We start from the raw sequence: 13,474 nt of genomic DNA on the forward strand, positions 1-13,474 counted from the left end.
CCGGGCAAGGCGACAGCCGCCACCCGGCGAAATTACAGGTACCGTGCCTGATATCTTGCCCGGCGGCGCTGCGCTTGCGCGGGCCTACGGGGGATGAGTCTGTGAGAGGGCCCTGCAGGCCGGGTAAGGCGACAGCCGCCACCCGGCGAAATTACAGGTACTGAGCCTGATATCTTGCCCGGCGGCGCTGCGCTTCGCGGACCTACGGGGGATGAGCCTGTGAGAGGGCCTGTAGGCCGGGTAAGGCGACAGCCGCCGCCCGGCGAAATTACAGGTACCGTGCCTGATATCTTGCCCGGCGGCGCTGCGCTTCGCGGGCCTACGGGGGATGAGCCTGTGAGAGGGCCCTCTAGGCCGGGTAAGGCGACAGCCGCCACCCGGCATAACGGCTGGAGCCGGGTCGATAACTACCCGGACTCGCGCGAAGGCCGCGTCCGGGCTACCGGTTAGGATGAAGGATAACAGCCGCCAGCGCTCAGCGTCGGGAGCGCACCACCTGGTAGCGGCGGGTGAAATATTCCACCGGCGCGCTCCAGACGTGAACCAGACGGGTGAACGGGAAGATCAGGAAGATGGTCATCCCCAGCACCAGGTGGACGCGGTAAATCCAGGCCACGCCGTCCAGATGCGCCGAGGCGCCGCCGTGGAAGGTGACCACCGCCTGCGCCCAGTCCACCAGCTTGAGCATTTCGCTGCCGTCCGGATGCTGGGCGGAGAAGGGGATCGTCGTCAGCCCCAGCGCGCACTGAATCAGCAAAATGCACAGGATCAGAATATCTGCCGTGGTGGAGGTGGCGCGAATGCGCGGGTTGGTCAGGCGGCGAGCCAGCAAGCCGATGCCGCCCACCAGGGTGAGCACCCCACACACGCCGCCGAGGATCATCGCCATCAGCTGCTTCTGCGACATCGGCAGGAACCACGAGTAGACCCAGTGCGGGGTCAGCATGCCAAAGAGATGGCCGAAAAAAATGCCGAGAATGCCGATATGAAACAAGTTCGACCATAGCACCATCCCGCGTTTATCCAGCATCTGGCTGGATGACGCGCGCCAGGTATACTGCCCATAGTCGTAGCGTAGCCAGCTGCCAAGCAGAAACACGGCGCCGCAAAGGTAAGGGTAGATATCGTAAAAGAAGACGTTCAGATACTGGATCATTTCGGGCCTCCGGCGCGGATGTCGACGTACAGCGGCGCCACATCCTGGCTAAAGCGTCGTTGATAAGCTTGCATAGGCGAGCTGTCGCAAGCGGTCGCATTATCTTCAATAAACTTCACCTGCTCTTCTTCCCACACTTCGTCCAGCGCCTGAGAGGTATCGTCGCGCTTTTCTCCCGCCACCTGTTTGGTGACACTGTCACTGGTGAGCGGGCTTATTGCCAGTTCCAACAGGGCGTCAAATAGTTGATAATACGAGCATTCTCGTTGCTTCAGGCGGCCGCCGATCAGCGCCAGAATCGGCGCGATATTCTGGAGCCCTTCGCGGGCGTCGGCGAGGGGTAAAATACTGAGATACTCCAGATACAGCGGCAGATAGTCGGGCAGTTCACGGCAATCGATCAGCAGACCTGCCTGCTGATACTGATTCATCAGGTCCACCATCGCCTGGCCACGGTCGCGGGACTCAGCATGCACATGTTCAAACAGCAGCAGCGAGGTGGCGCGCCCTCGCTCGAACACCTCGCACCAGTCGGCCTGGCGATCCAACAGCGGCGCCGCCAGCAGCTCCCCGACAAAGGGCGTCAGGGAAGGGATATCGGCGCTGACCAGCGCCAGGGCTTCGTCGCGGTTCTCCCACAGCACCTCGTCGGGATACTCCAGCAGCAGACCGAGCACTTTCAGGATCCGCATCACTCTCCCTCCCCATGCTTACGCACGCCGCTGACGTCGATGGCGTCAATCCGCCGGCTGTTAAACAGGTTGAATTTCGTATCTGACCCGTGGCAGCCGTCGCCGAAGGTAAAGCCGCAGCCGTTGCGTTCCGGGAAGGCATCCTCCGCCAGTTCGCGATGGCTGGTGGGGATCACGAAGCGGTCTTCGTAGTTGGCGATCGCCAGATAGCGATACATCTCTTCGACCTGCTCAACGCTGAGTCCCACCTCTTCAATTGCCCGGGTATCGGTCACGCCCTCGACGGTTTGCGAGCGCTTGTAGTGGCGCATCGCCATCATCCGTTTCAGCGCGCGCAATACCGGTCCGGTATCCCCGGCGCTCAACAGGTTCGCCAGGTACTGGACCGGAATGCGCAGGCTCTCCACCGCCGGCAGGATGGCGCCGTTGTTCGGCAGGCCGCCGGCGTCGGCAACCGACTGGATCGGCGACAGGGGCGGCACATACCAGACCATCGGCAGGGTGCGATACTCCGGATGCAGCGGCAGGGCCAGTTTCCAGTCCATCGCCAGCTTATAGACCGGCGATTTCTGCGCCGCCTCAATGACATTGTGGGGGATGCCTTGTTTTAACGCTTCCTCGATGACCGCCGGATCGTTTGGATTAAGGAATACCTCGCACTGGCGCTCATAGAGGTCGGTTTCATGCTCGGTGCTGGCAGCTTCTTCGATACGGTCGGCGTCATACAGCAAGACGCCGAGATAGCGGATGCGCCCGACGCAGGTTTCGGAGCACACCGTTGGCTGCCCGGACTCAATGCGCGGATAGCAGAAGATGCATTTTTCCGACTTACCGCTCTTCCAGTTAAAGTAGATTTTTTTATATGGACAGCCGCTGATGCACATCCGCCAGCCGCGGCATTTGTCCTGGTCTATCAGCACGATGCCATCTTCCTCACGCTTGTAGATGGCGCCGCTCGGGCAGGTGGCCACGCAGCTCGGGTTGAGGCAGTGCTCGCACAGGCGCGGGAGGTACATCATAAAGGTGTTTTCGAACTGGCCGTACATCTCTTTCTGCATGGCTTCGAAGTTACGGTCGCGGGCGCGTTTCTCGAACTCGCCGCCGAGCAGTTCCTCCCAGTTCGGGCCCCAGTCAATTTTATCCATCCGCTCGCCGCTGATCAGCGAGCGTGGGCGGGCGGTAGGCAGATATTTTCCCTCCGGCGCGTTGTGCAGATGCTGGTAATCGTAGGTGAAAGGTTCGTAGTAATCGTCAATCGCCGGCAGCACCGGGTTGGCGAATATCTTCGACAGCACGCTAACCCGATTGCCGAGGCGGGGCGTCAGTTTACCGCTGATGCCGCGGATCCAGCCGCCTTGCCACTGCTCCTGGTCTTCCCAGTTTTTTGGGTAGCCAATGCCCGGTTTGGTTTCCACATTATTGAACCACGCGTACTCCATGCCCTCCCGGCTGCTCCAGACGTTTTTACAGGTGACCGAGCAGGTGTGACAGCCGATGCATTTGTCCAGATTCAGCACCATTCCAACCTGAGAACGGATTTTCATTTTTTCGCCTCCTGTACCTGATCGCGACCTTCGTCATCCAGCCAGGCAATATTTTTCATTTTGCGGATCATGATGAACTCGTCGCGGTTGGAGCCGACGGTGCCGTAGTAGTTAAAGCCATAGGCCAGCTGGGCGTAGCCGCCGATCATGTGCGTCGGCTTCGGGCAGACGCGGGTGACGGAGTTATGAATGCCGCCGCGGCGGCCGGTCACTTCCGAACCCGGGATGTTCATAATCCGCTCCTGAGCGTGATACATCATGGTCATCCCCGGCGGCACGCGCTGGCTCACCACCGCCCGGGCGGTGAGGGCGCCGTTGGCGTTGAACGCTTCAATCCAGTCGTTATCTTCAATGCCCAGCTCTCTGGCGTCAGTTTCACTGAGCCAGACGATCGGCCCGCCGCGCGACAGCGTCAGCATCAGCAGGTTTTCGCTGTATGTGGAGTGGATCCCCCATTTCTGGTGCGGGGTCAGGAAGTTCAGCGCTTTCTCCGGAAAACCGTTCGGCGGCACGGCCTTCATCTGGCTGACGCTGCGGGTATCAATGGGCGGGCGATAAGCCACCAGGCTTTCGCCAAAAGCCCGCATCCACGGATGGTCCTGATACAGCTGTTGCCGCCCGGAGAGGGTGCGCCACGGGATCAGTTCGTGCACATTGGTATAACCGGCGTTGTAGGAGACGTGCTCGCTTTCCAGTCCGGACCACGTTGGGCTGGAGATGATCTTGCGCGGCTGCGCCTGAATATCGCGGAAGCGGATCTTCTCATCCTCTTTATTCAGCGCCAGATGAGTGTGGTCGCGACCGGTAAATTCTCCCAGCGCCTGCCAGGCTTTCACCGCCACCTGGCCGTTGGTTTCCGGCGCGAGGCTGAGAATAACTTCGGAGGCGTCAATGGCGCTGTCGATCCGCGGCCGGCCTTTGGCCGGACCGTCCTGTTTGAGGTAGTTAAGCTTGCCGAGGAAATCGACTTCGCTTTGCGTATTCCACGAGATGCCTTTTCCGCCGTTGCCAAGCTTATCGAGCAGCGGCCCGAGAGAGGTGAAGCGTTCCCAGGTGGCGGGATAGTCGCGCTCCACCAGGGCAATCGACGGAGCGGTTTTCCCGGGGATCAGATCGCATTCGCCCTTGCGCCAGTCAAGCACCTCGAACGGCTGCGCCAGCTCAGCCGGAGAGTCATGCTGCAGCGGGACCAGCACCACGTCGGTCTCTTTCCCGAGATGGCCGACGCAGACCTGCGAGAAGGATTTGGCGATATCTTTGTAAATCTCCCAGTCGCTCTTTGCCTCCCACGCCGGGTCGACGGCGGCGGAAAGCGGGTGGATAAACGGATGCATATCCGAGGTGTTCATATCGTCTTTTTCGTACCAGGTGGCGGTCGGTAGAACAATATCGGAAAAGAGACAGGTACTCGACATGCGGAAATCCAGCGTCACCAGCAGGTCGAGTTTGCCCTCGATAGCCGCCGTCTGCCACTCGACTTCCTCAGGTTTCACCTCATCGCTGGCGCCCAGTTCATCCCCCTGAATACCGCTGTCGGTCCCGAGCAGGTATTTCAACATGTACTCATGCCCCTTACCGGACGATCCCAGCAGGTTAGAGCGCCAGATAAACAGGTTCCGCGGATGGTTTTTGCCGCTGTCCGGCTGCTCGGCGGCAAAGCGGATCTCGCCGGATTTTAGCGACCGCACCGTGAACTCCGAAGGCGATAGCCCGGCGGCCTCGGCCTGCTGCTTGATGGTCAGCGGGTTGACGTTGAGCTGTGGCGCAGAAGGCAACCAGCCCATCCGTTCCGCGCGGACGTTGAAGTCGATAAGGCTGCCGCTAAATTTGCTGGCGTCGGCCAGCGGCGACAACAGCTCCTGCGCGGTCAGTTTTTCATAGCGCCACTGGCTGGCGTGATTGTAGAAATAGGAGGTGCTGTTCATTTGCCGCGGCGGACGGTTCCAGTCCAGCGCGAACGCCAGCGGCAGCCAGCCGGTCTGCGGGCGCAGCTTCTCCTGACCAACATAGTGCGACCAACCGCCGCCGCTCTGGCCGACGCAGCCGCAGAACACCAGCAGGTTAATCATCCCCCGGTAGTTCATATCCATGTGGTACCAGTGGTTTACCCCGGCGCCGAGGATAATCATCGAACGGCCATGGGTTTTATGCGCCGTATCGGCGAACTCGCGGGCGATTTGTTCGATATGTTGGCGCGGCACGCCGGTGATCTGCTCCGCCCACGCCGGGGTATAGGCTTTAACCTCGGCGAAATCTTTCGCCGCATTGACATCATCAAGCCCTCGGTCCAGGCCGTAGTTAGCCAGAATCAGGTCATATACGCTGACCACCAGGCCGCTTTCGCCACTGGCCAGCGTCAGCTGTTTCACGGGGAGCGGATGAAGGGTTACCGGTGCCTGCGGCACGCTGCGGAAATGCGGGTTTTCATTGCCGCCGAAGTAGGGGAAGGCGACTGACGCCACGCTGTCGCGAATATTCAGCAGAGACAGCGTGAGCTCCACCGTTTTGCCGTCAGCCAGCGGTTCGAGATTCCATTTCCCTTTTTCGCCCCAGCGAAAGCCGATGGAACCGTTCGGCGCCACCAGTTCGCCGTCGGCGTTGCAGGCGACGGTTTTCCATTCCGGGTTATTCGTTTCGCCCAGTCCATCCAGCAGGTCGGAGGCGCGCAGCATGCGGCCTGGCACATAGCTGCCATCGTCGCGCGGCTCAAGCATCACCAGCATCGGCATGTCGGTATAGGTGCGGCAGTAGTTAAGAAAGTAATCGCTCGGGTTATCAAGGTGGAAGGCTTTGAGGATGACGTGGCCCATGGCCATCGCCAGCGCGCTGTCGGTACCTTGCTTCGGCGCCAGCCAGTGGTCGCACAGTTTGGCCACTTCCGAATAGTCCGGGGTGATGGCGATGGTTTTGGTGCCTTTGTAGCGTACTTCGGTGAAGAAGTGGGCATCCGGGGTCCGGGTCTGCGGCACGTTGGAGCCCCAGGCGATAATGTAGCTGGCGTTGTACCAGTCGGCGGATTCCGGCACGTCGGTCTGCTCGCCCCAGGTCATTGGCGAGGCCGGGGGCAGATCGCAGTACCAGTCGTAGAAGCTGAGGCAGGTGCCGCCGATAAGGGATAAATAGCGGGTACCCGCCGCGTAGGAGACCATCGACATCGCCGGGATCGGAGAGAACCCGGCGACACGGTCCGGGCCGTAGTGTTTGATGGTCCAGACGTTGGCGGCGGCGATGAGCTGATTCAGCTCTTTCCAGCTGGAGCGGACAAAGCCGCCTTTGCCGCGCGCCGCTTTATAGCTGGTGGTTTTGGCCGGATCCTGCATGATGCTATCCCAGGCCTGCACCGGGTCGGGAAACTGCGCCAGTGCTTCGCGCCACAACGCAATCAGCCGTTTACGCGCCAGCGGGTACTTCAGACGGTTGGCGCTATAGAGATACCAGGAGTAGCTGGCGCCTCGCGGGCAGCCGCGTGGTTCATGGTTCGGCAGATCCGGGCGGGTACGCGGATAATCGGTCTGCTGGGTTTCCCAGGTCACCAGACCGTTTTTGACATAAATTTTCCAGCTGCAGGAGCCGGTGCAATTCACGCCGTGGGTGGAGCGGACAATTTTGTCGAACTGCCAGCGTTGACGGTAGCTGTCTTCCCAGTCACGGTTGTTGTTGTAGACCTGACCGTGGCCGTTGGCAAAGGTTTCGCCTTTCTGCTTAAAGTAGCGAAAGCGATCCAGTAGTTTACTCATGACATTTCTCCTGCTCCGATGATGTCCGGCATCGTGCCACCCGGCCGGATGAGCGAACGAACGCGTACGCCGGATAAGGCGGAAGCCGCCATCCGGCAGATAAATCGTTATGGTTAAGCGGGTTTACGTCGGCCGTAGACCAGCCAGGTCACCAATACGCAAACCACGTAAAAAACGAAGAAGACCTTCATCGCCCCGACCGGCGAACCGGTCATCGCCAGCGAGGTGCCGAAGGCTTTCGGGATAAAGAAGCCGCCGATGGCGCCAATTGCCGAGATAAAGCCCAGCGCGGCAGCGGTATCGGTTACGGCTTCATGCTGCGCTTCTTCTTCGCTGCCGCCGCGCTGCCTCACGCTCTCGATGGTGAGCTGACGGAAGATGACGGCGATCATCTGGAAGGTGGAGCCGCTGCCGAGCCCGGCGGTTAAGAACAGCCCCATAAACACCACGTAGAAGGCGAGGAAGCTACCGGATCCGCTGCCCGGCAGGGTGAGGAACAGCAGACCGGTAAAGAGCGCCATCAGCACGAAATTGACCAGCGTCACCCGCACACCGCCCAGACGGTCGGAGATGATCCCGCCGAATGAGCGCGCCAGCGCGCCGATAAACGGTCCAAAGAAAGCCAGCTTGAGAATGTCGACCGCAGGAAACTGGGTTTTCGCCAGCATGGCGAAGCCGGCGGAGAAGCCGATAAATGAGCCAAAAGTCGCCAGATAGAGCAGGCTCAACAGCCACATATGCGGGCGCTTGAGTACGGGAAGCTGATCGCGAATCGAGGCCTTCGAACTGGCGATATCATTCATACCGAACCAGGCGGCAGCGGTGGCAAACAGCAGGAGGGGTACCCAGACGAGCGCCGCATTACTCAGGGCCATGGTCGAGCCATCGGGCTGGGTGACGCCATGGACGCCGAGGAAGGTGAAGATCGGCAGGAAGATCACCGCCGGGGCGACCATCTGCATCACGCTGACCCCGAGATTGCCCAGGCCGCCGTTGACCCCCAGCGCGCTGCCCTGTTTGGCTTTGGGAAAAAAGAAACTGATATTTCCCATACTGGAAGCAAAATTAGCCCCGGCAAAACCGCACAGCAGCGCAATAACAATAAATACCCAAAATGGAGTAGCGCTATTCTGGATCGCCACGCCTAACCAAATACAAGGCACAATTAGGATCACTGTACTTAATACGGTCCAGTAGCGCCCACCGAAGAGGGGTACCATAAAGGAGTAGGGGACCCGTAATATCGCGCCGGAAAGTGAAGGAAGTGCGGTTAATAAAAAAAGCTGGTCGGTAGTGAAATGAAAACCGACCTTATTAAGGTTGACCGCCACGGCGCTGAATAACATCCATACGCAGAAGGCAAGTAGTAAGCAGGTGACTGATATCCAGAGGTTTCTTCTCGCAATGGCCTGACCCTTGTTTTCCCAGAAGGCCTTATTTTCTGGCCGCCAGTTTTTCAAAAGGTAATGATTATCTTTCTCATTTTGTACCGACATATTGCCCTCTAATTGCCCGGAATGGAGTAAATAAATAAGGTCAACAGCTGAATACAAGGTGACGGTGAATAACTCTTAATTGGCGTTATCTAAAAAGCGTAGATAAAAAAAACGTGCTGTCGGAGAGCACGTGGAGAGCGTAGCGGGATTAATTGTTACTAAATGTAAAATTTAACTAAAATAACTCCAGCGTAATCATCTTATTGACGTAACGGCTAAACGCCGTCTCGTCCAGGGTTTGGGTGCCGAGGGCGTAAATTCCGTCGAGGCCGCACACCAGGGCGATAAAACGCCAGGCGATATCCACCGGCGGCTCGCTCGAGTGAAACTCTCCGCAGGCGAGACCCTGTTCCACGATCGCCACGGTCTCGGCATGCCACATGGTCATGGTCAGCAGGTAGGCCGCTTTGATGTCCGGGTCGCTGTCGGCCAGCACCTGGCCCTCCCGCCACAGGCGGATATAGGGTTCCAGCCGGCCATCCTCGCTGCCGATCATCGAGAATAACCGCTCGCGCCAGCTGGCATCCTCCGCCACCAGCGGCATGTCGAGCATCTCGCGGATAAGACGGATGAACACCTGGGACTTCAGCTCGCCAATGGAGGCGAAGTGGTGGTGCAGTTGTCCGGCGGCCACCTGCGCTTCGCGGGCGATCTGCCGGACGGTCATGGCGCTGAAGCCGCCGCGCAGCGCCAGGCGCATGGCGGCCTGCATAATTCCTTCCCGTCGCTCATCCCGCTGTAAATAGTGCATAGAACCCCGCTGATATCTGGCTTTAACCGAGTGTAACAAAAAGTTGGACATGTGTTCAACAATCCGGCAGGATCGTCATCCTGGACATGTGTCCAAGTTCTAACTTGAGGTACACGCTATGTCACGGCAATGGATGACGCTGATGGCGATTTTGCTGGTTTATATTCCGGTGGCGATTGACGCCACGGTGTTGCATGTGGCCGCGCCGACCCTCAGCGTCGCGCTGGGCAGCAGCGGTAATGAGCTGTTGTGGATCATTGATATCTATTCATTGGTGATGGCCGGGATGGTGCTGCCGATGGGCGCCCTTGGCGATAAAATCGGCTTTAAACGTCTGCTGCTGCTCGGCAGCGCTATTTTTGGCATCGCCTCGCTGTGCGCCGCGCTGTCGCCGACCGCCCTGACGCTGATTGCCTCCCGCGCCCTGCTGGCGGTGGGGGCGGCGATGATCGTTCCGGCGACGCTTGCCGGGATCCGCAGCACCTTCGCCGAGGCCAGCCAGCGCAATATGGCGCTGGGGCTGTGGGCGGCGGTGGGCTCCGGCGGCGCGGCCTTTGGCCCGCTGGTGGGCGGCATGCTGCTGGAGCATTTCTACTGGGGATCGGTGTTCCTGATCAACGTGCCGATTGTGCTGGTGGTTATCGCCATTAACGCGAAAGTGGTGCCGCGCCAGCCCGCGCGCCGCGACCAGCCGCTGAACCTGCTGCAGGCGCTCATTTTGATTGCGGCGATCCTGATGCTGGTGTTTAGCGCCAAATCGGCCCTGAAGGGCCAGCTGGCGCTGTGGCTTACCGCGCTGGTGGCGATCGGCGGGGCGGCGATGCTGACCTGGTTTATCCGCAAACAGCTGTCGGCGGCCCGGCCGATGGTGGATATGCGCCTGTTCACCCATCGCATTATTTTAAGCGGGGTGATGATGGCGATGACGGCCCTGATTACCCTGGTGGGTTTTGAGCTGCTGATGGCGCAGGAGCTGCAGTTTGTGCATCAGAAAACGCCGTTCGAGGCGGGGATGTTTATGCTGCCGGTGATGGTGGCCAGCGGCTTTAGCGGGCCGATTGCCGGGATGCTGGTGTCGAAGCTCGGACTGCGCGAGGTGGCTACCGGCGGGATGTTGCTGAGCGCCTTCAGCTTTCTGGGCCTGGCGCTGACCGATTTCAGCACTCAACACTGGCTGGCCTGGGGGCTGATGACGCTGCTGGGCTTTAGCGTCGCCAGCGCGCTGCTGGCCTCCAGCTCCGCCATTATGGCGGCGGCGCCGAAGGAGAAAGCGGCGGCGGCCGGGGCGATCGAAACCATGGCCTATGAGCTGGGCGCCGGACTCGGCATTGCGCTGTTCGGCCTGATCCTCACCCGCAGCTACAGCGCCACCATTGTGCTACCGTCCGGGCTGAATGAGACGATGGCGCAGCAGGCGTCGTCATCGATCGGCGAGGCGGTCAGCCTGACCCAGGCGCTGCCCGCCGGGGTGGCGGAGGCGCTAATGGCGGCGGCGAAGGCGGCCTTTACCCAGGCGCACAGCCTGGTGCTGGCGACAGCGGGGGTCATGCTTCTGCTGCTGGCCGCCGGGATCTGGCGCAGCCTCGCCACGGCGACGAAGCCGCCGTCGGCGCTATAGCTGTAGCGACAGGTCCATCGCCGCGCGGCGTAGCGGGGCGAGGGCCTTCTCTTTTAACGCCGAGGCGCTGACCGTCGCGGCCGGCACCCCGACATTCAGCGCGGCCACCACCTGGCCATGACGCGACAGCACCGGCACCGCCAGCGAGCACAGGCCCACCTCTATCTGGCGGTCGGCGAGGGCATAGCCCTGCATGCGCACCCGATCAATCTCCGCGCGTAGCCCGGCCATATCGCACAGGGTGTGTGGGGTGTAGCGAATGAGCACGGCGCGTGACAGTGTCACCTCCAGCTGCTCCTCCGGCAGCGCGCTGAGCAATACCCGACCCATCGACGTCGCCCACGCCGGCAGACGGCTGCCGCGTCCGAGATCGACGCTCAGTAAATTATTCACCGCGGCGCGGGCGATATAGAGCACGTTATCCCCATCGAGCGTCGCCGCCGAACAGGATTCGCCGAGGGCTTTGCCGAGGCTATCCAGCGCCGTCTGCGCCACTTTCGCCAGCGGAGTGCCGGCGAGATAGGCATGGCCCACCGCCAGCACCCGGGGCAAGAGCTCATAATGGCGGCCATCCGGGCTATGGACCATGCCCAGCGCGGCGAGGGTATACAGGCAGCGGCGTACCGCCGCGCGGGAAATTTGCGTTTTCTGGCTTAACTGGGAAATGGTCAGCCGCTGACGCTGCGGGGTAAAGGCGTTAAGCACCTCCAGCCCGCGAGCCAGAGACAGCATAAAGTTGGGATCGTGCTCGGCCTGCCTGGCGCTTAGGGTGGTGGGGGTATGGTCACGCATGGATTCCCTCTCCGTTGCATTGCAAAGCTCACGGGGCATCACTATACCGTGCGCAAACCGCACCGTCCTGAATTGTGCCGGTTTTACCACCGCGATCACATTATTAACCGCCTTTTAACAAACGTGCCGATAATCGCACAACATTTCGATTATCGCCGTTGACCACCCGCCAGACCGAACCCTATTGTCAATGGCACAGCCCTCCCCGTTATGGATGTGGGTACAAAAAGTTATACATCTCATCAGGAAGCGAAAATGACTGCCACCGTAGAAGGTATTGAGAGCTGGATTGTGGATGTCCCAACCATCCGGCCACATAAATTGTCGATGACCACCATGGGATGTCAGACGCTGGTGATTGTGCGCCTTACTCGCTCCGACGGCATCTGCGGCATTGGCGAGGCCACCACCATCGGCGGCTTGAGCTATGGCGTCGAGAGCCCGGAGGCTATCTCGTCGGCGATAACGCATTACCTGACGCCGCTGCTGCTGGGGCAACCGGCCGATAACCTGAATGCGCTGACCGCCCGCATGAACAGCGCCATTAAAGGCAACACCTTTGCGAAGTCCGCCATTGAAACCGCGCTGTTGGATGCGCAGGGCAAAGCGCTGGGCCTGCCGGTGTCGGCGCTGCTCGGCGGCGCGCTGCAAACGTCCTTGCCGGTGCTGTGGACGTTAGCCAGCGGCGATACCGCAAAAGATATTGCCGAAGGGGAAAAATTGTTAGCAGAGGGCCGCCATCGGGCATTCAAGCTGAAAATTGGCGCCCGCGAATTAGCTACCGACCTGCGCCATACCCGCGCCATTGTGGAAGCGTTAGGGGATCGCGCCAGCATCCGCGTCGACGTCAACCAGGCCTGGGACGCCGCGACCGGCGCGAAAGGCTGCCGCGAGCTGGCGGCGATGGGCGTCGACCTCATCGAACAGCCGGTCAGCGCCCACGACAACGCGGCGCTGGTGCGGTTGAGCCAGCATATTGAAACCGCGATCCTCGCCGACGAAGCGGTAGCCACCGCTTACGATGGCTATCAACTGGCGCAGCAGGGCTTTACCGGCGCTTACGCGCTGAAAATAGCCAAGGCCGGCGGACCGAATAGCGTACTGGCGCTGGCTCGCGTCGCCCAGGCGGCGGGGATTGGCCTGTATGGCGGCACCATGCTGGAGGGGACCGTGGGGACTGTTGCCTCGCTGCACGCCTGGTCGACGCTGCCGCTGCAGTGGGGCACCGAGATGTTCGGCCCGCTGTTGCTGAAAGACGATATCGTCCGCGTACCGCTCTCCTTTGCCGACGGCGAGGTGGCGCTCCCGCAAACCCCGGGTCTTGGCGTCGAGCTGGATGAAGACAAACTGCGTTTTTACACCCGCCAGGCGTAGCGGGTAACAGGAGAAACACATGCTATTTAAAGTGGAGATGACCGTGAATATTCCGCTTGGCTTTCCCGTCGCCGAAGCGGAGGAAATAAAGCAACGCGAAAAAGCCTATTCACAACAATTACAGCGGGAAGGCAAATGGCGACATATCTGGCGCGTCGCCGGTCTTTACGCCAATGTCAGTATTTTCGATGTCAACGATGCCGAAGAGTTACATCAAATATTAATGGGATTGCCGCTGTATCCTTTTATGGATATTCGCGTCGAGGCGCTGTGCCGTCATCCCTCGTCTGTTCGTGACGACGATAGCTAATAAT

General features: G+C 60.2%; 10 protein-coding genes. 3 read left to right on the plus strand and 7 right to left on the minus strand.

The window, feature by feature from the left end; all coding sequences use genetic code 11:
• Window positions 1-475: 475 nt before the first annotated feature.
• From narI to L2I46_RS21045, 6 genes are all read right to left on the minus strand, one after another.
• Window positions 476-1,156, minus strand: coding sequence for a respiratory nitrate reductase subunit gamma (gene narI, locus L2I46_RS21020; RefSeq protein ID WP_023289864.1), 681 nt, complete (start codon window positions 1,154-1,156; stop codon window positions 476-478).
• The gene (gene narW / locus L2I46_RS21025) at window positions 1,153-1,848 is read right to left on the minus strand and encodes a nitrate reductase molybdenum cofactor assembly chaperone (protein ID WP_102004064.1); all 696 of its coding nucleotides are present in this window, start codon (window positions 1,846-1,848) and stop codon (window positions 1,153-1,155) included. The genes narI and narW overlap by 4 nt, the downstream gene beginning before the upstream one ends.
• Window positions 1,848-3,392, minus strand: coding sequence for a nitrate reductase subunit beta (gene narH, locus L2I46_RS21030; RefSeq protein ID WP_004202708.1), 1,545 nt, complete (start codon window positions 3,390-3,392; stop codon window positions 1,848-1,850). Before narH ends, narW begins: the two co-directional genes overlap by 1 nt.
• Entirely contained in the window at window positions 3,389-7,129 is a 3,741-nt protein-coding gene (locus L2I46_RS21035) for a nitrate reductase subunit alpha (RefSeq protein WP_236948197.1), read from the minus strand. The genes narH and L2I46_RS21035 overlap by 4 nt, the downstream gene beginning before the upstream one ends.
• Before the next feature lie 113 nt (window positions 7,130-7,242).
• Window positions 7,243-8,625: a NarK family nitrate/nitrite MFS transporter gene (locus L2I46_RS21040; protein WP_236948198.1), complete on the minus strand. Its 1,383-nt coding sequence runs from the start codon at window positions 8,623-8,625 to the stop codon at window positions 7,243-7,245.
• 175 nt (window positions 8,626-8,800) lie between these two features.
• Window positions 8,801-9,376 carry a TetR family transcriptional regulator gene (locus L2I46_RS21045; RefSeq protein WP_032429166.1) on the minus strand — a complete coding sequence of 192 codons (576 nt, stop codon included), beginning with the start codon at window positions 9,374-9,376 and terminating at the stop codon, window positions 8,801-8,803.
• Window positions 9,377-9,494: 118 nt separating this feature from the next.
• Here L2I46_RS21045 and kmrA point away from each other — a divergent pair, with 118 nt between their 5' ends.
• Window positions 9,495-10,994 carry an efflux MFS transporter KmrA gene (gene kmrA, locus L2I46_RS21050; protein WP_072420103.1) on the plus strand — a complete coding sequence of 500 codons (1,500 nt, stop codon included), beginning with the start codon at window positions 9,495-9,497 and terminating at the stop codon, window positions 10,992-10,994.
• On the opposite strand, the gene L2I46_RS21055 is transcribed toward kmrA, so the two are convergent.
• Window positions 10,989-11,825: an IclR family transcriptional regulator domain-containing protein gene (locus L2I46_RS21055; RefSeq protein ID WP_072420104.1), complete on the minus strand. Its 837-nt coding sequence runs from the start codon at window positions 11,823-11,825 to the stop codon at window positions 10,989-10,991. The two genes, kmrA and L2I46_RS21055, sit on opposite strands and share 6 nt — an antisense overlap.
• A 171-nt stretch (window positions 11,826-11,996) precedes the next feature.
• Here L2I46_RS21055 and L2I46_RS21060 point away from each other — a divergent pair, with 171 nt between their 5' ends.
• Window positions 11,997-13,160, plus strand: coding sequence for a muconate cycloisomerase family protein (locus L2I46_RS21060; RefSeq protein ID WP_172969387.1), 1,164 nt, complete (start codon window positions 11,997-11,999; stop codon window positions 13,158-13,160).
• Window positions 13,161-13,179: 19 nt separating this feature from the next.
• The gene (gene catC / locus L2I46_RS21065; protein WP_023289855.1) at window positions 13,180-13,470 is read left to right on the plus strand and encodes a muconolactone Delta-isomerase; all 291 of its coding nucleotides are present in this window, start codon (window positions 13,180-13,182) and stop codon (window positions 13,468-13,470) included.
• Window positions 13,471-13,474 lie beyond the last annotated feature (4 nt).

The organism is Klebsiella sp. 2019SCSN059 (assembly GCF_021739525.1).
Taxonomy (GTDB): domain Bacteria; phylum Pseudomonadota; class Gammaproteobacteria; order Enterobacterales; family Enterobacteriaceae; genus Klebsiella; species Klebsiella quasipneumoniae.

Bases quoted from the DNA above. Each gene is read 5' to 3' on its own strand.
- catC (WP_023289855.1), top strand. From the start codon at position 13,180: ATGCTATTTAAAGTGGAGATGACCGTGAATATTCCGCTTGGCTTTCCC.
- L2I46_RS21060 (WP_172969387.1), top strand. From the start codon at position 11,997: ATGGATGTGGGTACAAAAAGTTATACATCTCATCAGGAAGCGAAAATG.
- kmrA (WP_072420103.1), top strand. From the start codon at position 9,495: ATGTCACGGCAATGGATGACGCTGATGGCGATTTTGCTGGTTTATATT.
- L2I46_RS21040 (WP_236948198.1), bottom strand. From the start codon at position 8,625: ATGTCGGTACAAAATGAGAAAGATAATCATTACCTTTTGAAAAACTGG.
- narW (WP_102004064.1), bottom strand. From the start codon at position 1,848: ATGCGGATCCTGAAAGTGCTCGGTCTGCTGCTGGAGTATCCCGACGAG.
- narH (WP_004202708.1), bottom strand. From the start codon at position 3,392: ATGAAAATCCGTTCTCAGGTTGGAATGGTGCTGAATCTGGACAAATGC.
- narI (WP_023289864.1), bottom strand. From the start codon at position 1,156: ATGATCCAGTATCTGAACGTCTTCTTTTACGATATCTACCCTTACCTT.
- L2I46_RS21045 (WP_032429166.1), bottom strand. From the start codon at position 9,376: ATGCACTATTTACAGCGGGATGAGCGACGGGAAGGAATTATGCAGGCC.
- L2I46_RS21055 (WP_072420104.1), bottom strand. From the start codon at position 11,825: ATGCCCCGTGAGCTTTGCAATGCAACGGAGAGGGAATCCATGCGTGAC.
- L2I46_RS21035 (WP_236948197.1), bottom strand. From the start codon at position 7,129: ATGAGTAAACTACTGGATCGCTTTCGCTACTTTAAGCAGAAAGGCGAA.